The 21696-nt window shown below is 67.9% G+C and carries 18 protein-coding genes and 1 pseudogene; 4 read left to right on the top strand and 15 right to left on the bottom strand.

Annotation, left to right across the window (positions count from 1 at the left end; genetic code table 11):
• Positions 1–18 precede the first annotated feature (18 nt).
• The 3 genes from J2848_RS21395 to J2848_RS21385 are packed head-to-tail and all read left to right on the top strand — an operon-like array spanning position 19 to position 3111.
• Complete coding sequence (locus tag J2848_RS21395) at positions 19–792, top strand: F0F1 ATP synthase subunit delta (RefSeq protein ID WP_149233242.1); 774 nt, start codon at positions 19–21, stop codon at positions 790–792.
• Positions 755–2275, top strand: a complete 1521-nt coding sequence (locus J2848_RS21390; RefSeq protein WP_149233241.1) for a F0F1 ATP synthase subunit alpha — start codon at positions 755–757, stop codon at positions 2273–2275. Before J2848_RS21395 ends, J2848_RS21390 begins: the two co-directional genes overlap by 38 nt.
• Complete coding sequence (locus tag J2848_RS21385) at positions 2272–3111, top strand: F0F1 ATP synthase subunit gamma (RefSeq protein ID WP_149233240.1); 840 nt, start codon at positions 2272–2274, stop codon at positions 3109–3111. Before J2848_RS21390 ends, J2848_RS21385 begins: the two co-directional genes overlap by 4 nt.
• Here the strand turns inward: J2848_RS21385 and xdhC are convergent.
• The 9 genes from xdhC to J2848_RS21340 form a co-directional block, all read right to left on the bottom strand.
• The gene (xdhC, locus tag J2848_RS21380) at positions 3062–3919 is read right to left on the bottom strand and encodes a xanthine dehydrogenase accessory protein XdhC (RefSeq protein WP_149233239.1); all 858 of its coding nucleotides are present in this window, start codon (positions 3917–3919) and stop codon (positions 3062–3064) included. The two genes, J2848_RS21385 and xdhC, sit on opposite strands and share 50 nt — an antisense overlap.
• Positions 3916–6339 carry a xanthine dehydrogenase molybdopterin binding subunit gene (gene xdhB / locus J2848_RS21375; RefSeq protein WP_149233238.1) on the bottom strand — a complete coding sequence of 808 codons (2424 nt, stop codon included), beginning with the start codon at positions 6337–6339 and terminating at the stop codon, positions 3916–3918. The genes xdhC and xdhB overlap by 4 nt, the downstream gene beginning before the upstream one ends.
• On the bottom strand, positions 6332–7816 hold the full coding sequence (gene xdhA / locus J2848_RS21370) for a xanthine dehydrogenase small subunit (RefSeq protein WP_149233237.1): 1485 nt from the start codon (positions 7814–7816) through the stop codon (positions 6332–6334). Before xdhA ends, xdhB begins: the two co-directional genes overlap by 8 nt.
• Before the next feature lie 230 nt (positions 7817–8046).
• Positions 8047–8748, bottom strand: a complete 702-nt coding sequence (locus tag J2848_RS21365; RefSeq protein WP_149233236.1) for a hypothetical protein — start codon at positions 8746–8748, stop codon at positions 8047–8049.
• A 106-nt stretch (positions 8749–8854) separates the two neighbouring features.
• A complete protein-coding gene (locus J2848_RS21360; RefSeq protein ID WP_149233235.1) occupies positions 8855–9529 on the bottom strand; it encodes a hypothetical protein in 675 nt (224 codons plus the stop codon).
• A 56-nt stretch (positions 9530–9585) separates the two neighbouring features.
• The gene (gene cydB / locus J2848_RS21355) at positions 9586–10605 is read right to left on the bottom strand and encodes a cytochrome d ubiquinol oxidase subunit II (RefSeq protein ID WP_149233234.1); all 1020 of its coding nucleotides are present in this window, start codon (positions 10603–10605) and stop codon (positions 9586–9588) included.
• Between the two features lie 5 nt (positions 10606–10610).
• Positions 10611–12008 (bottom strand): cytochrome ubiquinol oxidase subunit I, encoded by a 1398-nt coding sequence (locus J2848_RS21350; protein ID WP_149233233.1) that lies wholly within the window; start codon positions 12006–12008, stop codon positions 10611–10613.
• A complete protein-coding gene (locus tag J2848_RS36295; RefSeq protein WP_211103242.1) occupies positions 11990–12271 on the bottom strand; it encodes an oxidoreductase in 282 nt (93 codons plus the stop codon). Before J2848_RS36295 ends, J2848_RS21350 begins: the two co-directional genes overlap by 19 nt.
• Positions 12272–12312: 41 nt before the next feature.
• Complete coding sequence (locus J2848_RS21340) at positions 12313–13035, bottom strand: hypothetical protein (protein WP_149233232.1); 723 nt, start codon at positions 13033–13035, stop codon at positions 12313–12315.
• Positions 13036–13156: 121 nt separating this feature from the next.
• Between J2848_RS21340 and J2848_RS21335 the strand changes: the two genes are divergently transcribed.
• A complete protein-coding gene (locus J2848_RS21335) occupies positions 13157–13639 on the top strand; it encodes a winged helix-turn-helix transcriptional regulator (RefSeq protein ID WP_149233231.1) in 483 nt (160 codons plus the stop codon).
• Between the two features lie 24 nt (positions 13640–13663).
• Here the strand turns inward: J2848_RS21335 and J2848_RS21330 are convergent, their stop codons facing one another.
• The 6 genes and pseudogenes from J2848_RS21330 to J2848_RS21305 form a co-directional block, all read right to left on the bottom strand.
• Complete coding sequence (locus tag J2848_RS21330) at positions 13664–14290, bottom strand: MarC family protein (RefSeq protein ID WP_149233230.1); 627 nt, start codon at positions 14288–14290, stop codon at positions 13664–13666.
• A 173-nt stretch (positions 14291–14463) separates the two neighbouring features.
• Positions 14464–15201: a DUF2161 domain-containing phosphodiesterase gene (locus J2848_RS21325; RefSeq protein ID WP_149233228.1), complete on the bottom strand. Its 738-nt coding sequence runs from the start codon at positions 15199–15201 to the stop codon at positions 14464–14466.
• A gap of 267 nt (positions 15202–15468) precedes the next feature.
• The gene (locus tag J2848_RS35970) at positions 15469–15648 is read right to left on the bottom strand and encodes a type II toxin-antitoxin system CcdA family antitoxin (RefSeq protein ID WP_149233227.1); all 180 of its coding nucleotides are present in this window, start codon (positions 15646–15648) and stop codon (positions 15469–15471) included.
• Entirely contained in the window at positions 15648–17801 is a 2154-nt protein-coding gene (scpA, locus tag J2848_RS21315; protein ID WP_149233226.1) for a methylmalonyl-CoA mutase, read from the bottom strand. Before scpA ends, J2848_RS35970 begins: the two co-directional genes overlap by 1 nt.
• 141 nt (positions 17802–17942) lie before the next feature.
• Positions 17943–19936, bottom strand: a pseudogene (locus J2848_RS21310) (acetyl-CoA carboxylase biotin carboxylase subunit).
• An 11-nt stretch (positions 19937–19947) separates the two neighbouring features.
• On the bottom strand, positions 19948–21480 hold the full coding sequence (locus J2848_RS21305; protein ID WP_149233225.1) for an acyl-CoA carboxylase subunit beta: 1533 nt from the start codon (positions 21478–21480) through the stop codon (positions 19948–19950).
• Positions 21481–21696 lie beyond the last annotated feature (216 nt).

The raw sequence follows: 21696 nt of genomic DNA, 5'->3' as shown, positions 1-21696 counted from the left end.
GCAACCCCGAGGTTCGTCATGCACATCGACGGTTGGACGCTTCTGCTCCAGGCGATCAATTTCCTGATCCTGGTCTGGCTGCTGCGCCGCTTCCTCTACCGCCCGGTCCTGGCGGTGATCGCCGAGCGGCAGGCCACCACCGAGCGTGTCCGCAGTGAGGCCGAGGCCGCGCGGCAGGCCGCCGAAGCCACGCGCCGCAGCCTGGAGGACCAGCGCACCGCCCTGCCCGCCGAGCGCGACCGCCTGATCGCCGCCGCCCGCGCCGAGGCGGAGACCGAGCGCGACGTCCTGCTGGAGAAGGCACGGGTCGAGGCCGACCATGCGCTGGAGGAGGCGCGCAAGCGGCTGAGCGACGAGCGGGCGCAGGCGCTGGAGGCATTGCAGCGCCATGCCGTCGATCTCGGCACCCAGCTGGCGACCCGGCTTCTGCGCGACGCCCCGGCCGGCTCCCTGACCCGCTCCCTGCTCGACGAGGCCTGCGCGGCGGTAGAGGCGTTGAGCGGCGACCAGCGCCACGCCCTGGTTGACGGGATCGACCCGGTGCCGGTGCGGCTTGCCATGGCCGCCCCGCTGCGGGAAAGCGACACCGCCCGGACGCGCGAACGGCTGGCGGCGGCGTTCGGCCGTCCGGTGGCCTTGGAGCCGGCCGAGGACCCGTCGCTGATCGCCGGGGTGGAGCTGCATTTTGCCCACAGCGTCGTCCGCCGCAGCTGGAAGCAGACGCTGGCCGAGGCGAGGGAGGAGATGACCCGTCATGACTCCGCTAGAAACACGGCCGACGCCGTCGCTTGAGGACGCGCTCGACGCCTGGATGCCGGGCACGTTGCGCCGGCTGGATCGGTTGGATATGGCCGCGCGGCTGGAATCGGTGGGACGGGTGGAGTCGGTGGGCGACGGCATCGCCCATGTCTCCGGCCTGCCCGACGTTAGAGTTGACGAACTGCTGCTGTTCCCCGGCGGCGTCGCCGGGCTGGCGACGGATCTGGACGACCGGATCGGCTGCGTCCTGCTCGGCGATTCCACGACGGTCACCGCCGGCGGCACCGTCCACGGCACCGGGACGGTCCTGCGGGTGCCGGTCGGCGATCACCTGATGGGCCGGGTGGTCGATCCGCTCGGCAACCCGCTGGATGACGGGCCGCCGGTGGAGGCCGAAGACTGGGAGCCGGTCGAACGCCCCGCCCCGACCATCGCCGAACGGGCGGCGGTGTCCGAACCGCTGCTGACCGGCACCGCCGTCATCGACGCCATGTTCCCGCTCGGCCGCGGCCAGCGCGAACTGCTGATCGGCGACCGCGCCACCGGCAAGACCGCCATCGCGGTGGATGCCATCCTCAACCAGACGGACGGCGACGTGTTCTGCGTCTATGTCGCCGTCGGCCAGAAGGCGTCCGGCGTGCGCGCGGCGATCGAGGCGGTGCGTCAGGGCGGGGCGGCGGAGCGCACCCTGTTCGTCATCGCCGCCGCCGATTCCGCTCCCGGCCTGCAATGGCTGGCCCCCTATGCCGGCTTCACCATGGCCGAGCATTTCCGCGACAGCGGCCGGCATGCCCTGGTCATCGTCGACGATCTGAGCAAGCATGCGGCGGTCCACCGCCAATTGTCGCTCCTGCTGCGCCGCCCGCCGGGACGCGAGGCCTTTCCGGGCGACGTCTTCTACCTGCACAGCCGCCTGCTGGAACGGGCGGCAAAGCTGAGCCCCGCCAGGGGTGGCGGATCACTGACGGCGCTGCCGATCGCCGAGACGCAGGGCGGCAACCTGTCGGCCTACATCCCGACCAACCTGATCTCGATCACCGACGGTCAGGTCTGCCTGGACGCCAAGCTGTTCTACGAGGGGCAGAAGCCGGCGGTCGACATCGGCCGCAGCGTGTCGCGCGTCGGCGGCAAGGCGCAGCCGCCGGTGCTGCGCACATTGGCCGAGCCGCTGCGTCTCGCCTATGCCCAGTTCCTGGAGCTGGAGGTCTTCACCCGCTTCGGCGGGTTGGTCGACGAACGGACGCGCAAGGCGGTGGAGCATGGCCGGCGCATGCGGGCCCTGCTGGCCCAGCGCCACCTGTCGCCCCGTCCGCTGGCGGTCCAGGCGGCGCAGCTGCTGGCGCTCGCCGACGGGACGCTGGACAGCCTGCCGCTGGAGGCGATCCCCCGCTTCCAGGCGGCGCTGGCCGGTCTGGCAGCAACCCGCCCGCCACGGATCGCCGGGACGCTGGACGACGCCACCAGAACGGCGCTGCGCGACCTGATCGCCCAGGCAATGGCCGGGGCCGGGCCATGACCGAACGGCTGACGGAGGTCGAAGCCCGGCGGGCCAGCGTGCAGGAGCTGGAGGCGGTGACCGACGTCATGCGCTCCCTCGCCGCAATGCGGCTGCAACAGGCGCTCGGCACGCTGGCCGGCACCAGCACCTATGCTGAGGTGATCGCCGGAGCCCTGGCCCAGGCGGCGGCGCTGCTGGACGACGCGCCGCTGCAGTGGCCGGCCAACGGGCAAGGTCCTTCGGCGCTGGTGCTGTTCGCACCGGAACATGGCTTCGTCGGCGCCTTTGCGGAAAAGCTGGCCGATGCGGCACTGGCCGCCCCGGACGATTGCGCGCTGTGGGTGGTTGGCCTGCGCGGCGCCGCTTTGCTGGAGGAGCGTGGCCGTCCGCCGGACTGGAGCACGGCGATGGCGACCAACACCGACGCCGTGACCGCCACCGCCCGGCGCATCGCCGACGCGCTCTATCACGCTGCGGCAGAGGGGCGGCTGGGCCGGGTGGAGCTGCTCTATGGCCGGACCAACGCGGGGGCGCCGCCGGAACTGGTGCACCGGCCGCTGCTGCCGCTCGGCCTGCCGCGGACCGGTGCCCGGCCGGCACCGCCACTGATCAACATGCCGCCGCGCGACCTGATCGCCCGGCTGGTGGACGAATATGTCTTCGCCCTGCTGGCCGACGCGGCAATGGAAAGCTTCGCCGCAGAGAATGCCGCGCGCTTGACCACCATGATGACCGCTCGCCACAACATCGAAGCCACGCTGGACGAGTTGACCGCCACGGCGCGCCACCTGCGCCAGGAACAGGTCACGAATGAACTGATCGAGCTGGTGTCGGGGGCCGAGGCGATGGGGTGAGAGGACGCGCGAACGCCACCAGCAGTTCCGCCGCCACCAGGGCCGCGATCACCTCCGGCCGCTTGTCGCCGGTCAGGGCGGCACCGATGGGGCAGGTCAGCCCCGCCAGCGCGTTCACCTCCCGCCCGCGCGCCCGGAACCAGCGCTCGAACTTCGCCCGCTTGGTCGCCGAGCCGATCATGCCGACATAGGCGGCATCGCCGCGGCGCAGAGCCGCCTCGGCGATTTCGAAGTCCAGGGCATGGCTGTGGGTCAGCACCAGATAGCCGGCCCCGGCGGGTGCTGCCGCCAGCGGGTCGAGCAGGCTGTCGGTCAGGATGCGCTCCACCCCGGCCGGGATCGTTTCGGGAAACTCCTGCGCGCGGCCGTCGATCCACAGAAGGCGTAGCGGCAGCGGGGCGAAGGCCGCCGCCATCGCGCGTCCGACATGGCCGGCACCGAACAGCAGCAGGGTGGGACGGGCATCGCGCGCCCGGCGTTCGCGCTCCTCCAAGGCAGCGAGGGTGCCAGGATCGGCCCGCTCCAGCCGCAGCACGACATGCCCGCCGCAGCACTGCCCGGTCGCCGGTCCCAGGGCCAAGTCGAGCGTCCCGGCGGCACTGCCGTCCTCCAGCATCCGCCTTGCGGTGGCGATGGCGGTCCATTCCAGCCGGCCGCCGCCGACGGTGCCGGCGCAGGCCTCCCGGCCTACCAGCATGCCGGCGCCCTCCTCCCGCGGGGTGGAGCCGCGCGCCTCGGCGACGGTGACGAGGATGGCCGGCCGGTCTTGAAGCAGCCAGTCGGAGAGGGTGGTGGAAAGCGGGGTCATGGTTGGGGAGACGCCGCCACCCGCTCCCGCCCCTCACGCTCGCACCCATCACGCTCCCGCAACGCCGTCATACAGGCCAGCACCCGCTCCGGCGTCGCCGGCGCGTCCAGCCTCGGACAGACCCGGTGCCCGGCGACGCTCGCCACCGCGTCGGACAGGGCGTGGAAGACCGACATGCCCAGCATGAAGGGCGGCTCGCCCACCGCCTTGGAGCGGAAGATGCTGTCCTCGCGGTTCGGCGCATTCTCCAGCAGCGCCACGTTGAAGATGCGCGGACGGTCCGAACAGGCCGGGATCTTGTAGGTGCTGGGGGCGTGGGTGCGCAGGCGGCCCTGGGCATCCCACCACAGCTCCTCCATGGTCAGCCAGCCCATGCCCTGGACGAAGCCGCCCTCGATCTGCCCCTTGTCGATGGCTGGGTTCAGCGACCGGCCGCAATCATGCAGGATGTCCACCCGGTCGACGACATATTCGCCGGTCAGCGTGTCCACCGTCACCTCGGCACAGGCCGCACCATAGGCGAAATAATAGAAGGGCGTGCCGCGCCCGGCGGCGCGGTCCCAATGGATCTTCGGCGTCTTGTAGAAGCCGGTGGCCGACAGCTGCACCCGCGCCATATAGGCGGCGCGCACCAGATCGGCGAAGCTCATCTCGCGGTCGCCGACCAGCACCCGGTTGCGCTCGAACCGCACCGCGTCGGGTGCCACGTTCCAGTTCTCCGCCGCGAAGGCCACCAGCCGCTCTTTGATGGTGCGGGCCGCCGCCTGCGCCGCCTTGCCGTTCAGGTCGGCCCCCGACGACGCCGCGGTGGCCGAGGTGTTGGGCACCTTGCCGGTGTTGGTGGCGGTCGGGCGGATGGTGGAGATGTCGACCTGGAACTCCTCCGCCACCACCTGGGCGACCTTGGTGTGGAGCCCCTGCCCCATCTCGGTGCCGCCATGGTTCAGCTGGATGCTGCCGTCGGTGTAGACATGGACCAGGGCGCCGGCCTGGTTGTAATGGGTGGCGGTGAAGGAGATGCCGAACTTCACCGGCGTCAGCGCCAGCCCCTTGCGCAGGATGCGGCTTGTGGCGTTGAAGGCGCGGATGTCCTCCCGGCGCTGCCAATAGCCGGACGTCTCCTCCAGCTGCGCCACCAGTTCCGGCAGGATGTTGTCGGTGACGGTCTGGTGGTAGGGCGTCAGGTTGCGGCCGTCCGTCTCGGGATCGCTCCCGTAGAAGTTCCGCTTGCGGACCTCCAGCGGGTCCTTGCCCAGTGCGAAGGCGATCTCATCGATAACCCGCTCCGCCGCCACCATGCCCTGCGGGCCGCCGAAGCCGCGGAAGGCGGTGTTGGATACCGTGTTGGTCTTCAGCGGCAGCGATTCCAGCCGCGCCGCCGGATAGAAATAGCCGTTGTCGGCATGGAACAGCGCGCGGTCGGTCACCGGACCGGACAGGTCGGCGGCATAGCCGGCGCGCGCCGCGAACAGCATCTCGACGCCCTGGATCAGCCCGCTGCCGTCGAAGCCGACGCGATAGTCGATCTCGAAATCATGGCGCTTGCCGGTGATCTGGAAATCGTCGTCGCGGTCGGGGCGCAGCTTGGCGGCGCGGCCGGTGCGTCTGGCGACCAGCGCGGTGCAGGCGGCGAACAGGTTCGACTGCGTCTCCTTGCCGCCGAAGCCGCCGCCCATGCGGCGCACCTCGACCGTCACCGCGGCGCCGGGCAGGTCCAGCACATGGGCGACAATGTGCTGGACCTCCGTCGGGTGCTGGGTGGAGACATGGATCAGCAGCTCGCCATCCTCGCCCGGCACCGCCATGGCGATCTGGCTTTCCAGGTAGAAATGCTCCTGCCCGCCGATGGCAAGCCGGCCCTCCACGCGGTGCGGTGCGGCAGCCAGCGCCGCGCCGGCATCGCCGACCTGCAGCGTCATCGGCGCGGTGACCAGGGTCCGCTCGCCATCGCGGGCGGCGGCGATGGTCAGGACGGCCGGCAGATCCTCATACTCGATCACCGCCAGCCGGGCGGCGCGGCGGGCCTGATCGCGGGTTTCGGCGGCGACGGCGAAGATCGGCTGGCCGACATGCTGGACCAGGGTCGAGGCGAACAGCGGCTCGTCATGCTTGGCCATGCAGCCGATGTCGTTCACCCCTGGCACATCGTCGGCGGTGAAGACCCCCACCACGCCGGGCGCCTGGCGGACCGGCGACAGGTCGATGGAGCGGATGCGGGCATGCGCCCGGCTGCTGAGGCCGAGATAGACATGCAGCAAGCCGGCCGGCTCGGCGATGTCGTCGACATAGACCGCCTCGCCGCTGACATGCTTGTGGGCGCTCTCGTGCCGGCGGGAGTCATGGACGGCGCCCTCGATGCGGTCCGGGGCGGGGGCTGGAGCGATGGGGGTCGTCACGTCAGGCCCCAGTGCATCAGGCATGAGCAAGCCTCCGGTCGCCGACCAGACGGGTCTCCGCCGCCGGGTCGCTGGTCTCGACATACAGCTTCATCAGCAAATTCGCGGCCACCGTGGAGCGGTAGCCGGCGCTGGCCCGCCAGTCCGACAGCGGCGTGTAGTCTCCCGCCAGCGCTTCCATTCCCCGGCGGACGCTTTCCTCGGTCCAGGGACGGCCCAGCAGCACGGCCTCGGCTCCGGCGGCCCGTTTCGGCGTGCCGGCCATGCCGCCGAAGGCGACGCGGATGTCGGCGACGCGGCCGTCGCCGTCGAGCGTCAGGCGGAAGGCGCCGCAGACGGCGGAGATGTCCTGGTCGAAGCGCTTGGCGATCTTGTAGGCACGGAACCGCTCGCCCGCCGCCGGTTTGGGCAGCACCACCGCCTCGACGAATTCACCCTCGCGGCGATCCTGCCTGCCGTATTCGAGGAAGAAGTCCTCCAGCGGCAGCTCGCGCGTCTCGTCGCCGCGCCGCAGCCGCAGGGTGGCGCTGCAGGCGATCAGGGCCGGCGGCGTGTCGCCGATGGGGGAACCGTTGGCGATGTTGCCGCCGATGGTCCCCATGTTGCGCACCTGCTCCGCGCCGATGCGGCGGATCAGCTCGCCGAAATCGGGGTAGAGTGCGGCGATCCGCTCGCCCGCGTCGCTGTAGGTGACGCCGGCGCCGATCACCAGCGCGTCGCCGCGATCCTCGATCCGCCGCAGGGCGCGGACACGGCCGGTGTAGAGGACGGTCGCCAGCACGCGCTGGAACTTGGTCACCCACAATCCGACATCGGTCGCCCCCGCCACGAGGGTGGCGCCGGGATTGTCGAGCAGAAGCTGCGCCAGCTGCGGCACGGTGGCAGGGGCCAGGAAGCGGCGTCCAGCGGCGCCGACGCTGAGGATCTCCTCGTCGCGCAGGGCCTTCAGTTTTTCCGCCATGGCGGCGCGGTCGGCGAAGCGATCGCCCGTCCGGTCACCGCCCTGGCCGCCGATGTCGTACATGGCATGGGCGGCCTGGACGATCGGCTCGTAGCCGGTGCAGCGGCACAGGTTTCCGGCCAAGGCATCGTCGATCCTCTGCCCGTCCGGCCGCTCCTCGTTCAGGTAGAGCGCCAGCAGCGACATGACGAAGCCCGGCGTGCAGAAGCCGCACTGCGAGCCGTGGCAATCGACCATCGCCTGCTGCACCGGGTGCAGCGCGCCGTCCGGTCCCTTCAGATGCTCCACCGTCAGCAGGCGGCAGCCGTCCAGCGTGGCGAGGAAGCGGATGCAGGCGTTCACCGCCTCGTAGCGCAGGGTGTCGCCGTCCAGCCGTCCGACCACCACGGTGCAGGCGCCGCAATCGCCCTCCGCACACCCTTCCTTGGTGCCGACCCGCCGTTCCGACAGCCGCAGCCAGTCGAGCACCGTCAGGGTCGGGTCGACCGCGTCGATCTCCCGAAGCTCGTCGCCGAGATAGAAGCGGAGGCGCTGGCGCATGGCTGCTCCCGATGAACTGGGGACGATATGACGCAGTATTTCACTGACGTTGACTCTGTCACCAGATCGGCAGCGGGGGAAAGAGTTTCAAACGATTTGCAAAAGAGCGGCGTTGCGCGGGCCTCCTTGGCGACGATGCCAACCGCATCCGGCGGGGGATGGAACAGCGTGGAACGGTTTCCGGCGGATGTTCCATCCTGGCCGCCGGTCCATTTGACAGCCCGCCCGCCTTACCGCTTGCCGAAGGCGCCCTTCCCGCCCTGCCGTTCCAGCGCCGAGCCGAGATTGGGATAGGGATCGTCGGGGTTGAAGGTAAAGGGGTAAACACCCTTCGGCCCCTCCGATTCCGGGCGGGCGAGGATGGCGGCGACGGCGCGCGGGTTGGGCGGGGTGCGTTCGCGGAAGGCGCCGGGGATGCTGTCATCGTCGAGTTCTGGGACGACTTCGGCGGACGGGTCTTCCGACGGCTGCGGAGAAACGGAGTCGGCCGGCTGCCGGGTTTGCGGCTGTTGCGCCGGTCGTTGAGCCGGGTGAACGCCTAGCCCGTCGAGAAGGCCGAGCCGTTCGGCCAGCCAGCGCACGGTCGACGGATCGCCGGAGGAGACCAGCCGTTCGATCTGTTCGACGACCAGACTGCGCAGAGAGGACAGGCGCAGGTCGGCCTCGCGGTTCAGCGCCTGCCTTTCCCACCAGACCCTGTGACGAAAATCCTTGGATCCGTAATAGGCCCGCCAGAGAGTCGTCCGGCTGCATCCCATGGCGCGGGCGACATAGAGGAAGCTGCTGCCGCGGGCCAGCATGCCGGCGGCCATGATCCATTGCTCCTCATGGAACTGCGATCCGGGAACTAGCGAGCCTTCGGACGGCACCGGAGGCTCTTCGGCCCAGAGGGGGAAGTAGTCGTTCTGGAAGGTACGGCTGTCGAGGGGCATGGCGTCGCTCCGCAAGGTGGTGGGACCATTTGCGGAGAGATTATGGGATTTTGTTCCTTGATTGGTGGATTTTGTGCAAAACGGGAGAAAGGCGCTCTCAACGCATTTACGCATTCCCCTCCGGTGTCATCCCGGCCAGTCCTCCAGCAGCGCCGCCAGCGGCGCGCACCGACGCCAGCGTCAGCGCATGCCAGTAGAGGTCCAGCAGCGCCGCCGGCATGCCGCCTTCCTCATGGCCCTTCATCGGCAGGATGGCGGCGGCATGGGCCAGCGCCGCGGTGGCGGCGTTGGGGCTGCGCGACACCGCATCGCCAAGCAGCCCCAACGTCTGGCCCAGCGCCGCGGCGTCGAAGCGCAGCAGGGCGGGCGGCACGGTGATCTGCGCCTCGCCGCCGCGCAGGCGACCGACGGCGATGTAGACATGCAGCAGGTCGGACCGCTCCTCCGGCCGCAGCAGGGCGGCGACGATGCGGTTGCCGGTCAGCGGGCCGGTGCCGTCGAACTCGTACATGGCGGCGCGCTCGCCCTGGCGGGTGGCGGCGAGGCCGGCGAGGCGGGCGGTCAGCGGTTCCGCCGCCCGGCGGTTGGCCTCGTCGAACAAAGCGGGGTGGCTGCCGCCCTCGCTCAGCACCACCAGCGGCGCGTCGGTCGCCGCGGCGGCGGCCAGCAGACGGGCCAGCACGGCGAAGGGATCGTCGGTGTCCGCCGCACCCGCTTCGGCTTCCAGCAGGCCGGCGCCACGGCGCAGCATGGCCTCGGCGAAGCTGATGTCGATGTCCATGGCGGATCCCTTTCCCGTCTGAAGGCGCCCTTTTTAGGCCGGGGCGCCCCGTCCGCTCAATGGTAACCGAAGGCGCCCGTCACCTTTCCGCGGAAGATCCAGTAGGAATAGGCGGTGTAGCCCAGGATCGCCGGGATCAGGAAGGCCATGCCGACCAGCAGGAACACCTGGGTCTTGGGCGGCGCCGCCGCTTCCCACACGGTGACGCCGGGCGGGATCAGGTGCGGCCACAGGCTGATGGCGAGGCCGAGATAGGAAAGGGCGAACAGCGCCATCGACAGCACGAAGGGCGCCACCTCCCGGCTGTTGTCGATGGCCCGCCACAGGGCGAAGGCCAGCACGGCGGTGACGATGGGCACCGGCGACAGGAAGATCAGGTTGGGCAGGGAGAACCAGCGCTCGGCGATCTGCGGCAGCAGGAAGGGCGTCCACAGGCTGACCGCCGCAACCCCGGCCAGCACCACCAGCATCAGCCGCCGCGCCATGCGGAAGCACCAGTCCTGCAACGGTCCGATGGTCCGCCAGATCAGCCACGTCGCCCCCAGCAGAGCATAGCCGACCACCAGAGCCACCCCGCAGAACAGGCTGAAGGGCGACAGCCAGTGCAGCATGCCGCCGATGAACTGCCTCTCGTACACCGGGATACCCTGGATGAAGGAGCCCAGCACCACCCCCTGCGCGAAGGTCGCCAGCAGCGAGCCGAGGAAGAAGGAGCGGTTCCACCAGGGACGGCCCGCCCGCGCCTTGAAGCGGAATTCGAAGGCGACGCCGCGGAAGATCAGGGCGATCAGCATGACCAGCAGCGGCAGATACATCGCCGGCAGGACCACGGCATAGGCGATGGGAAAGGCGGCGAACAGCCCCGCCCCACCCAGCACCAGCCAAGTCTCGTTGAAGTCCCAGACCGGCGCCACCGTGTTCATCATGGTGTCGCGGTCCTCCTCCGTCGGGGCGAAGGGATAGAGGATGCCGATGCCGAGGTCGAAGCCGTCCATCAGCACATACATGAACACCGCGAAGCCGACGATCCCGACCCAGATCAGGGTCAGCAGGCTTCCTTCCGCAATTTCCTGCATGGGGGTTACTCCGCGGCTTCGATGGACTGGTCGGCAGCCGACAGCGGCCGCTTGGGCCGCTGCGCCTCCGGCGGCTGCTTCGCATCGTGGATGTGCGTCGGACCAGTGCGCAGCAGGCGGATCAGGTAATAGGTGCCGGCGCCGTAGATGATGGCGTAGGCGACGACGAAGGAGATCAGCGAGACCAGCGCCGCCTCCACCGTCAGCGACGGCGTCACCGCGTCGGCGGTGCGCAGATGGCCGTAGACGACCCAGGGCTGGCGTCCGATCTCGGTGGTGAACCAGCCGGCCAGGATGGCGACAAAGCCGATGGGCATGCAGCCGACCAGGATGCGGTGGAACCAGTCGCTGCTGTAGAGCCGGCCGCGGAAACGCAGCACCAGATGCACCACCGCCACCGTCAGCATCAACATGCCGATGCCGACCATCAGACGGAAGGTCCAGAAGATGATGCGCGGATCGGGGCGCTGATCGGCCGGGAACTGCTTCAGGCCGGGGACCGTGCCGTTGAAGTCGTGGGTCAGGATCAGGCTGGACAGGGCAGGGATGCCGATCTCCAGATGGTTGGTCTCCGCCTTCACGTCAGGGATGGCGAACAGCACCAGCGGCGCACGCGGGCCGCCTTCCCAGTTGCCTTCCATCGCGGCGATCTTGGCCGGCTGATGCTCCAGCGTGTTCAGCCCATGCTGGTCGCCGAGGAAAATCTGCAAGGGCGCCAGCACGGTGATGAGGCCGAGCGCCATGCCGAGCCCCAGCTTCGCATGGTCGGAATGGCGGCGCTTCAGCAGGTAGAAGGCGCTGATGCCGGCGACGACGAAGCTGGTGGTCAGGAACATCGCCGTCACCATGTGGGTCAGGCGATAGGGGAAGGACGGGTTGAACACCACCTGCCACCAATCGGTGACGAAGTAACGTCCGTCCTGGATCTCGAAGCCGGCCGGGGTGTGCATCCAGCTGTTGGCCGACAGGATCCAGAAGGACGACAGCAGCGTGCCCAGCGCCACCAGACAGGCCGCCATCAGGTGGATGCCACGCGGCACCCGGTCGCGCCCGAACAGCAGGATGCCGAGGAAGGCGGCCTCCAGGAAGAAGGCGGTCACCACCTCGTACTGGATCAGCGGACCAAGGACGTTGCCCACCGTGTCGGACCAGCGGCTCCAGTTGGTGCCGAACTGGTAGGACATGACGATGCCCGACACCACGCCCAGCCCGAAGGACAGGGCGAAGATGCGGGTCCAGAACTCCGACAGGCTGCGGTAGATGCCCTTGCCGGTGCCGACCCACAGCGCTTCGAGCAGCGCGATCCAACAGGCAAGTCCCACGGTAAAGCTGGGAAACAGGATGTGGAAGGAGATCGTGAACGCGAACTGGATTCGCGACAGGATCAATGGATCGAGTTCCATGGCCGCCGCCTCTTTTGTTGGGCGCGATGATACGCCGGCACCGGAACAATAGCCGGCGCCGGCGTGGCAGGAGGCGATGTAGGGTGGGCGACTGCCGCGGAAAGGGGGACTAGTCTTTCAGTCTTAAACCCGACAGAACAAGGTATTATCGAGCCGCCATAGCAATCCGTCCGTTGATTCGTGTTCGACCGCAGGACCTGGTCGATGAGGCAGCCGTTCGCCCCGTGAAGCTCGACATCGTCGAACCCGGCGCCGAGCTTCAAAGGTGAAAAGGGAGCTGATCAGGCCATCGACAGATCCCCTCTCACACCACGTCGACGGTGAGGAAGTCGATGGCAACCGCCACGCGCTCACGCAGGGGCAGGTTGTTCTCGCCGATCGCATATACGCGCCGCCTGGTCGGGAAGACGAAACCGCCGAACGTCCTGTGTTCCGTCGCGTAATTGGCGCTCGACGTCCCGCCCAGGACATCCGCGCTGTAGTCATGACGCTGAAGAATCCCCGAGGCGTCGAAATAGAAGGTCTGCTCGGTCGAGTGCGTCTCGATGCCCGACGGGAACGTCACCTTCAGACGGCGCCACGTCTCTCCCTCTTCCGTCACCCAGGGTTCGACTTCCTCGCTCTCGACCCCCGGGAGCTTGAAGAGAAAGGGCGTGGTCAGGTAGGTCCACATGGCGTAGCCGGTGAAGTAGATCAGATGCTGGGCATCCCACGGCGTCGTCAGGGTATGGCCCGCGAACGCCTTCCTCGCTTCCTCACGCTGCTCGACGACCTCCCCTTCATCGGTCACGACCGCCGTGCGCCCGGCGTCGAACAGCGTGCGCCGGCCAGCCTGGACGAAGGGCGAATACTCGGTGTGCTGCCTGTGAGGGTCGATCGAGACCCGAGCGTCCCTGAACACGTCCGGCCAGCCCTTGAGATGCCAGACGCCGCCGCCGATCGAGACATGCGCGCTCACCGTCCTGACCCTCTGCCAGCGGTCCCAACCGCCATGCGCCGAAACAGCAAGTTCCAACAGGTCACTCATTCCATGCCTCCGTTTCCGGCACGGGCATCCGCGCCGAATGGTTTAACTTTGCAACCTCTCGACATCTGACCGAAATGGTTTAACTTTGCAACCCTATTGATCGCGGCGAACGGAGAACCGAATGAAGGGCAAGCGCAAGGACCTGGGGCAGGCGAACTGCGGGATCGCGCGTGCCCTTCAGGTCATCGGCGATTGGTGGTCGCTGCTGATCGTGCGCGAATCCTTCGGAGGAAAGCAGAGATTCGGCGAATTTCAGAAGAGCTTGGGGCTTGCGAAAAATATCCTTTCAAGCCGCCTCAAGAAGCTGGTCGACAATGGAATATTCGTCATCGAGCCGGACCCGGACTCCGCGCTCAGTCACCTTTACGTGCTCACCCCGAAGGGGGAGCAACTCCATGTCATCCTCATTGCGCTCTGGCAATGGGGTGAGGAAAACTGCTTCGAGCCCGGTGAACTTGACATCGCGGTGGTCGACAAACCAAGCGGACTGCCGCTCGCCAAATTGCGGCTGCTGGCCCAGGACGGTCGCGCTCTCGGCTCCCGCGAGTTCCGGCTTGCCCCAAGGCAGGAGCCTGGACTGTCTGCGCGGCCTGCCCGACGGTAGTCTCAGCCCTTAGGCGCCCGGCGATCAGTGGGGCGGATAGACCGCGGTGATGCCGGAAATCACCGTCTGCGCCGCCAGCGCCGCCAGTACGATGCCCAGCACCCGGCTGACCGTGTGGATCACCGTGCGGCCCAGCAGACGGCCCACCCGGTCGGCGCCCAGCAGGATCAGCGTCACCCCGCCGATCACCGTCGCCGCCGCACCCAGGACGCTGACCTGTCCCGCCGCCGTGGTGCCGACGCGGTCCATCAGCAGCAGGATCGAGGTGATGGCGCCCGGCCCGGCGATCAGCGGCACCGCCAGCGGGAAGACGGCGACGTCGTGGGCGTCCTCGTCGGTCATCGCCTCGCCGGTATCGCGCTCCTTGCGTTCGGAGCGTTTGGCGAACAGCATCTCGAAGGCGATCCAGAACAGGAGCGCCCCGCCGGCGATGCGGAAGGCCGGCATCTCGATGGACAGCGTTTCCAGCACGACCTTGCCGAAATAGGCGAAGAAGACCAGGACGACAAAGGCGATGGCGGTGCCGCGCAACGCGATGATCCGCTTGTGCCGGTCGTCGAAGCCGCGGGTCAACGCGATGAACAGCGGCACCAGCCCCGGCGGATCGACGACGACGAAAAAGACGACGAGATTGCTGATGTAGTCCGACAAAGCGGGCTCCAGCTTGGTGTGATTGTGGATTGGGAACACTAATCATAGGCTTGGCTGTGCGGGGTGTCACGCCCTGGCCGGGTATATCCCCCTCTTCCCCCCGGGAGAGGGTCGGGGTAAGGGGGATGCACCGCGTGGATTTCCCAAAGGTCCCGCAACGCGTCCCCCTCACCCTAACCCTCTCCCCGGGGGGGAGAGGGGACTATAACGGATTGGGAACTGTCTTCCGCCAGCGCATGGGCGAAGGCCTCGACCCCCTGCACGCCCGCCGGGGTCAGCGCGTAGGTGCCGCGCCCGACCCGCTCGAACCAGCCATAGACGTTGCGCAGCAGCATCGGTCCGACATCCTTCGGCGCCCCCGCCTTGCGCAGGGCCGCGACGGTCAGCGGCCCGTCGCGCAGCATACGGGCGATGCGCAGCGCGTCCTGGCGATAGGCGGTGACGATGGCGACACGGGTGGAGCCACCCCGGTTGGGATCGCCGACCCGGCGGGCATGCTCCCCCAGCAGGCGGTGGGCGCGCTTTTTGTCCTTGCGCGGGGTGTAAGGAATAGGGTCGAGCAGCACGGTGACCTGCCGCCCCTCCGCCAGCCCCGGATCGACCATCAGCAGGCCGAGCCCCAGCCGCCGGCAGAGCTTCTTCACGTCACCGTCCAGGGGAGAGGCCCCGGTGGCCTTGCGCCCCGGCTGCGGCACGGCGAGATAGACGCTGTCGCTGACCGCCAGCCGGTCAACGCCCTGGAGCACGAGGTCGAGGGTGAAGCGCTTCTTCAGTTCGACGATCACCGGTGGCTCGCCGCCGCGCGTGGCGACGAGATCGCAGCCGCGGATCTCCGCCTTCACGTCGTAGCCCTGGGCTTCGAGAAAGGCTTTGACGGGGGCGTAGAGGTCGGTTTCGGCGGTGACGGTCATCCACCGAAGGTCCGCAAATCCGCCTCTCCCCCCCGCTCACGCGCAAACTTCGTTTGCGCTGATGCGACAGGCGGATCGAAGAACCGCCGAAAGTGGGGAGAGGTCGGCCGGCTGTGCCGGCCGGGTGAGGGGGGCCGACCCTCGCCCGCTTGCGGGAGAGGGTGACTGCGCAGCAGCCGGGTGAGGGACTGCGCGATGGTTGAAGAATCCTCGAAGCGGATCCCCCTCACCCCGACCCTCTCCCCGGGGGGGAGAGGGAGACGGCCTTTAGAACAGGCGCTTACCGTTGCCGAAAAGGCCGTATTTGTCGACCAACTCATCGTAAGCCTTGAAGGCTCCACGGTTTTCCTCAGTCCAGCGTTGCTTCTCGGCTTCGGTCATACGCGCTCGCTCGCGGTGTGTGCAAGCCTCCGAAGCCGAGGGGTCATGCCGATCCTTGGACGACATCACGCCGCCGCCTTCTGCTTGCGCAGGATGCCCAGGATGTCCGACGCCGCCTTCGGGATGTTGGTGCCCGGCCCGTAGATCGCCGCGGCCCCCGCCTTGTAGAGATAGTCGTAATCCTGCGGCGGGATCACGCCGCCGCACACCACCAGGATGTCGCCGGCGCCCTGGCGGCGCAGCTCCTCGATCAACTGCGGCACCAGCGTCTTGTGGCCGGCGGCCTGGGACGACACGCCGATGACATGCACGTCGTTCTCCACCGCCTGCCGTGCCGCCTCGTCCGGGGTCTGGAACAGCGGCCCGATGTCGACGTCGAAGCCGATGTCGGCGAAGCTGGTGGCGATCACCTTGGCGCCGCGGTCGTGGCCGTCCTGGCCCATCTTCACCACCAGGATGCGCGGCCGGCGGCCTTCCTCGGCGGCGAAGGCCGCCACCTCCTCCTGGATGCGCCTGAAGCCCTCGTCGCCCTCATAGGCCGAGCCGTAGACGCCCGACACCGAACGGATGACGGCGACATGGCGGGTGAAGGCCTTTTCCAGCGCGTCGGAGATCTCGCCGACGGTGGCGCGGGCGCGGGTGGCCTCGACAGCCAGGGCCAGCAGGTTGCCGGTCTTCTCCGCCGCCGCCTTGCTCAGTGCGGCGAGCGCCTCCTGGCACTTGGCCTCGTCGCGGCTGGCGCGGATCTGCTTCAGGCGAGCGATCTGCGCCTCGCGGACGGCGGTGTTGTCGATGTCCAGCACGTCCACCCCCTCGGGGTTCTCCGGACGGTACTTGTTGACGCCGACGATCACCTCCTCGCCGCGGTCGATGGCGGCCTGACGGCGGGCGGCGGCCTCCTCGATCAGCAGCTTGGGCATGCCGCTCTCGACCGCCTTGGTCATGCCGCCCATCTCCTCGACCCGGCCGATCAGCTCCAGGGCGGCATTGGCGAGGCTGTGGGTCAGGTGCTCGATGTAGTAGGAACCGCCGAGCGGGTCGACCACCTTGGTCACGCCGGTCTCTTCCGCGACGATCAGCTGGGTGTTGCGGGCGATGCGGGCGGAGAATTTGGTCGGCAGGCCCAGCGCCTCGTCGAAGGCGTTGGTGTGCAGCGACTGGGTGCCGCCCAGCACCGCGGCCATCGCCTCGATGGTGGTGCGGATGACGTTGTTGTAGGGGTCCTGCTCGGTCAGCGAGACGCCGGAGGTCTGGCAATGGGTGCGCAGCGCCAGCGAGCGCGCGTCCTTCGGCTGGAACTTCTCCTGCATCAGGGACGACCACAGCAGGCGCGCGGCGCGCAGCTTGGCGATCTCCATGAAGAAATTCATGCCGATGGAGAAGAAGAAGGACAGGCGCGGCGCGAACTTGTCGACCGGCAGACCCTTCGACATCGCGGCGCGGACATACTCAAGGCCATCGGCGATGGTGAAGGCCAGCTCCTGCACCGCCGTCGCCCCCGCCTCCTGCATGTGGTAGCCGGAGATCGAGATCGAGTTGAACTTCGGCATGTGCTGGGAGGTGTACTCGATGATGTCGGCGATGATCCGCATCGAGGGTTCGGGCGGGTAGATGTAGGTGTTGCGGACCATGAACTCCTTGAGGATGTCGTTCTGGATGGTGCCGCTCAGCTTGTCCTGGCTGACGCCCTGCTCCTCCGCCGCGACGATGTAGCCGGCCAGGATCGGCAGCACGGCGCCGTTCATCGTCATCGACACCGACATCTTGTCGAGCGGGATGTCGGCGAACAGGATCTTCATGTCCTCGACGCTGTCGATGGCGACGCCGGCCTTGCCGACGTCGCCGACGACGCGGGGATGGTCGCTGTCATAGCCGCGGTGGGTGGCGAGGTCGAAGGCCACCGACAGGCCCATCTGGCCGGCCTTGAGGTTGGCCTTGTAGAAGGCGTTCGACTCCTCGGCGGTGGAGAAGCCGGCATATTGCCGGATGGTCCAGGGCTTCACCGCATACATCGTGGCGCGCGGGCCACGGGTGAAGGGGGGGAAGCCGGGCAGCGTGTCCAGCTCCAGCCCTTCCAGGTCGGCGGCGGTGTAGAGCGCCTTGACGTCCAGCCCTTCCGGGGTCTTCCAGACCAGCCTGGAAATGTCGCCGTCGGCGCCGAGATCCTTGGCGGCCAGCTTGTCCCAATCGGCAAGGGTCTTCTGCGGGAACTCGGTCATCGACGCCTCCTGATGGCTTCTTATGGGCGCAGGGTGTTGGCAGTGCGTTTCCCCCCGATGCCCCCTTCCGCCGGACGGACGGCCGGTGGAAGGGGGCAGGGGCGACGCTTCCTCTCGATTGCGTTTCTTATTGTTATACGGTTACGCGAATTCCACGATCTTCTGATCGACCGCCAGGCTGCTGCCCGGAGCTGCGTGGATTTTCGCGACCGTTCCGTCCTGCGCGGCGCGCAGAATGTTCTCCATCTTCATCGCCTCGACCACGGCCAGCACCTCGCCGGCCTTGACCTCCTGGCCTTCCGACACCGCCAGCGACACCAGCAGGCCCGGCATCGGCGACAGCAGGAACTTCGACATGTCCGGCGGCGCCTTGACCGGCATCAGGGCGTCCAGCTTGGCCGCCTTCGGCGTCAGCACCTTGACCACCGCCTGCGAGCCGCTGTGGTGCAGGCGGTAGCCGATGCCGACCCGGTCGATCTGCACGCAGACGGCCGTGCCGTTCACCGTGCCGCGGAACAGCGGCTCGCCGATCCGCCAGTCGCTCAGCACCGTATGGCGCGTGCCGTCGACCTCGACGGTGTAGCCGATGCGCTGCGCATTGCCATCCGCCGGATGCAGGTGCACCGGATGCTGGGTGCCGTCCAGCACCACCACCCAGTCGTCGCGCACGGTCACCTTGTTGCCGGCCATCTTGCCGGAGATCTGGATGTCGCGGTCGTTCAGGCTGCGGTGGATCACCGCCGCCACTGCGATCAGCACCGCCGGGTCTTCCGGCGGCAGGTCGGAGGCGTGGAAGCCGGTCGGATATTCCTCGGCGATGAAGTTGGTGGTCAGCCGCCCGTCGACGAAACGCTGGTTCGCCATCAGCGAGGCCAGGAACGGGATGTTGTGGCTGACGCCGCGGATGTAATACTGGTCCAGCGCCTCGCGCATCTCGGCGATGGCCTCGTCGCGCGTCTGCCCCCAGCTGCAGAGCTTGGCGATCATCGGGTCGTAATACATCGAGATCTCGCCGCCCTCGAACACACCGGTGTCGACGCGGACATGGCTACCGGCGGCCGGTAATGAGTCAGGCGGCCGGTCGAGGGCAGGAAGTTGCGGAAGGGGTCCTCGGCATAGACGCGGGCCTCGACGGCCCAGCCGTTCAGCTGCACATCCTCCTGGCGGAGCGTCAGCTTCTCGCCGGCGGCGACGCGGATCATCAGTTCGACGAGGTCGAGGCCGGTGATCAGCTCGGTGACCGGATGCTCGACCTGAAGGCGGGTGTTCATCTCCAGGAAGTAGAAGTTGCGGTCGGCATCGACGATGAATTCGACCGTGCCGGCCGACTTGTACTGAACCGCGTTGGCGAGTGCCACCGCCTGCTCGCCCATCGCCTTGCGGGTGGCGGCGTCGAGGAAGGGCGACGGCGCCTCCTCGATGACCTTCTGGTGGCGGCGCTGGATCGAGCATTCGCGCTCGTGCAGGTACAGACAGGTGCCCTGCCCGTCGGCCAGCAGCTGGATTTCGATGTGGCGCGGCTGCTGGATGTACTTCTCGACGAAGACGCGGTCGTCGGCGAAGCTGGAGCGCGCCTCGTTGGTGGCCGAGCGGAAGCCCTCGCGCGCCTCCTCGTCGTTCCAGGCGACGCGCATGCCCTTGCCGCCGCCACCGGCCGAGGCCTTGATCATCACCGGATAGCCGATGTCGCGGGCGATGGTCACCGCCTCGCTGTCGTCGGCGATGACGCCGAGATAGCCGGGGACGGTGGAGACGCCGGCCGCCTTCGCCAGCTTCTTGGATTCGATCTTGTCGCCCATCGCCTGGATGGCATGGGCGTCCGGGCCGATGAAGGCGATGCCGGCAGCCGCCAGCGCCTCCTGGAACTCGCGCTTTTCCGACAGGAAGCCGTAGCCGGGATGGACGGCCTGGGCGCCGGTCTGCTTGCAGGCCTCCACGATCTTCTCGATCAGCAGATAGCTCTGGGCCGACGGGGCGGCGCCGATATGGACGGCCTCGTCGGCCATCTCGACATGGAGCGCGTTCCTGTCGGCGTCGGAATAGACCGCGACGGTCTTGATGCCCATGCGGCGTGCCGTGCGGATGACGCGGCAGGCGATCTCGCCACGGTTGGCGATGAGGATCTTCTCGAACATGCTGCCGGCCCTCACAGCGGAATGTTGTCGTGCTTGCGCCAGGGGTTCTGGAGCTGCTTGTTCTTCAGCATGGACAGCGCCTTCGTGATGCGGCGGCGGGTTCCGTGCGGCATGATGACGTCGTCGATGTAACCGCGCGACGCGGCGACGAAGGGATTGGCGAACTTCTGCCTGTACTCTTCCGTACGTGCCTCGATCTTCTCGGCGTCGCCGATGTCGCCGCGGAAGATGATCTCGACGGCGCCCTTGGCGCCCATCACCGCGATTTCCGCCGAGGGCCAGGCATAGTTGACGTCGCCGCGCAGATGCTTGGACGACATCACGTCGTACGCGCCGCCGTACGCCTTGCGGGTGATGACCGTCACCTTCGGTACGGTGGCTTCGGCGTACGCGTACAGCAGCTTGGCGCCATGCTTGATGATGCCGCCATATTCCTGCGACGTGCCGGGCATGAAGCCGGGGACGTCGACCAGGGTCAGGATCGGGATTTCGAAGGCGTCGCAGAAGCGGACGAAGCGCGCCGCCTTCTTGGAGCTGTCGATATCCAGGCAGCCGGCCAGAACCATCGGCTGGTTGGCGACGATGCCGACCGTCGAGCCGTTCATGCGGGCGAAGCCGATCAGGATGTTCTTGGCGTATTCCGGCTGGAGTTCGAAGAAGTCGCCCTCGTCGACGATCTTGAGGATCAGCTCCTTCATGTCGTAGGGCTTGTTCGGGTTCTCCGGCACCAGCGTGTCGAGCGAGAAGTCCTCGCGGTCGAGCGGGTCGGCGCAGGGACGGACCGGCGCCTTCTCGCGGTTCGACGACGGCAGGAAATCGATGAAGCGGCGCAGTTGCAGCAGGGCCTCGACATCGTTTTCGAAGGCCAGATCGGCCACGCCCGACTTGGTGGAGTGGGTGACGGCGCCGCCCAGTTCTTCCGCGGTCACCACCTCGTGGGTGACGGTCTTCACCACGTCGGGGCCGGTGACGAACATGTAGGAGCTGTCCTTCACCATGAAGATGAAGTCGGTCATGGCCGGCGAATAGACGGCACCGCCGGCGCACGGCCCCATGATCAGCGAAATCTGCGGGATGACGCCCGAGGCGTCGACGTTGCGCTGGAACACCTCGGCGTAGCCGCCGAGCGAGGCGACGCCCTCCTGGATGCGGGCGCCGCCGCTGTCGTTCAGGCCGATGACGGGGGCGCCGACCTTCAGCGCCTGATCCATGATCTTGCAGATCTTCTCGGCATGCGCTTCCGACAGCGCGCCGCCGAAGACCGTGAAGTCCTGGCTGAAGACGAAGACGAGGCGGCCGTTGACGGTGCCGTGGCCGGTGACCACCCCGTCGCCCGGAACCTTCTGGTTTTCCATGCCGAAGTCGATGCAGCGATGTTCGACGAACATGTCGAACTCCTCGAACGACCCTTCGTCGAGGAACAGCTCGATCCGCTCGCGCGCGGTCAGCTTGCCTTTGGCGTGCTGGCCGGCGATGCGCTTCTCACCGCCGCCCAGCCGCGCCGCGGCGCGCTTGGACTCCAACTTGGCCAGAATGTCTTGCATCGGGCGTTCCCATTCCTTGTCGTCTCAGTGACGGTCCCCGTTCCGGCGGCAGGCGACGCTATGGTTCACCGGAACGACGCGGATTATTCACAAACTTCGCAGCGCTTCAAACAGCCTCTTCGCAAAAACGTGCGAAGTTGCGAAGCCCTTTGCAAAGGCCGATTTGCGCTTGCTAAGATTGCGAAGAACGGCTGATTTCCAGGGCCGGCGCCGGGC

The sequence above is a fragment of the Azospirillum lipoferum genome (genome assembly GCF_024170005.1).
Lineage (GTDB): Bacteria > Pseudomonadota > Alphaproteobacteria > Azospirillales > Azospirillaceae > Azospirillum > Azospirillum lipoferum.
This window is presented reverse-complemented; position numbering and strand designations above follow the sequence as displayed.

Bases quoted from the DNA above. Each gene is read 5' to 3' on its own strand.
- J2848_RS21395 (WP_149233242.1), top strand. From the start codon at position 19: ATGCACATCGACGGTTGGACGCTTCTGCTCCAGGCGATCAATTTCCTG.
- J2848_RS21390 (WP_149233241.1), top strand. From the start codon at position 755: ATGACTCCGCTAGAAACACGGCCGACGCCGTCGCTTGAGGACGCGCTC.
- J2848_RS21385 (WP_149233240.1), top strand. From the start codon at position 2,272: ATGACCGAACGGCTGACGGAGGTCGAAGCCCGGCGGGCCAGCGTGCAG.
- xdhC (WP_149233239.1), bottom strand. From the start codon at position 3,919: ATGACCCCGCTTTCCACCACCCTCTCCGACTGGCTGCTTCAAGACCGG.
- xdhB (WP_149233238.1), bottom strand. From the start codon at position 6,339: ATGCCTGATGCACTGGGGCCTGACGTGACGACCCCCATCGCTCCAGCC.
- xdhA (WP_149233237.1), bottom strand. From the start codon at position 7,816: ATGCGCCAGCGCCTCCGCTTCTATCTCGGCGACGAGCTTCGGGAGATC.
- J2848_RS21365 (WP_149233236.1), bottom strand. From the start codon at position 8,748: ATGCCCCTCGACAGCCGTACCTTCCAGAACGACTACTTCCCCCTCTGG.
- J2848_RS21360 (WP_149233235.1), bottom strand. From the start codon at position 9,529: ATGGACATCGACATCAGCTTCGCCGAGGCCATGCTGCGCCGTGGCGCC.
- cydB (WP_149233234.1), bottom strand. From the start codon at position 10,605: ATGCAGGAAATTGCGGAAGGAAGCCTGCTGACCCTGATCTGGGTCGGG.
- J2848_RS21350 (WP_149233233.1), bottom strand. From the start codon at position 12,008: ATGGAACTCGATCCATTGATCCTGTCGCGAATCCAGTTCGCGTTCACG.
- J2848_RS21340 (WP_149233232.1), bottom strand. From the start codon at position 13,035: ATGAGTGACCTGTTGGAACTTGCTGTTTCGGCGCATGGCGGTTGGGAC.
- J2848_RS21335 (WP_149233231.1), top strand. From the start codon at position 13,157: ATGAAGGGCAAGCGCAAGGACCTGGGGCAGGCGAACTGCGGGATCGCG.
- J2848_RS21325 (WP_149233228.1), bottom strand. From the start codon at position 15,201: ATGACCGTCACCGCCGAAACCGACCTCTACGCCCCCGTCAAAGCCTTT.
- J2848_RS35970 (WP_149233227.1), bottom strand. From the start codon at position 15,648: ATGTCGTCCAAGGATCGGCATGACCCCTCGGCTTCGGAGGCTTGCACA.
- scpA (WP_149233226.1), bottom strand. From the start codon at position 17,801: ATGACCGAGTTCCCGCAGAAGACCCTTGCCGATTGGGACAAGCTGGCC.
- J2848_RS21305 (WP_149233225.1), bottom strand. From the start codon at position 21,480: ATGCAAGACATTCTGGCCAAGTTGGAGTCCAAGCGCGCCGCGGCGCGG.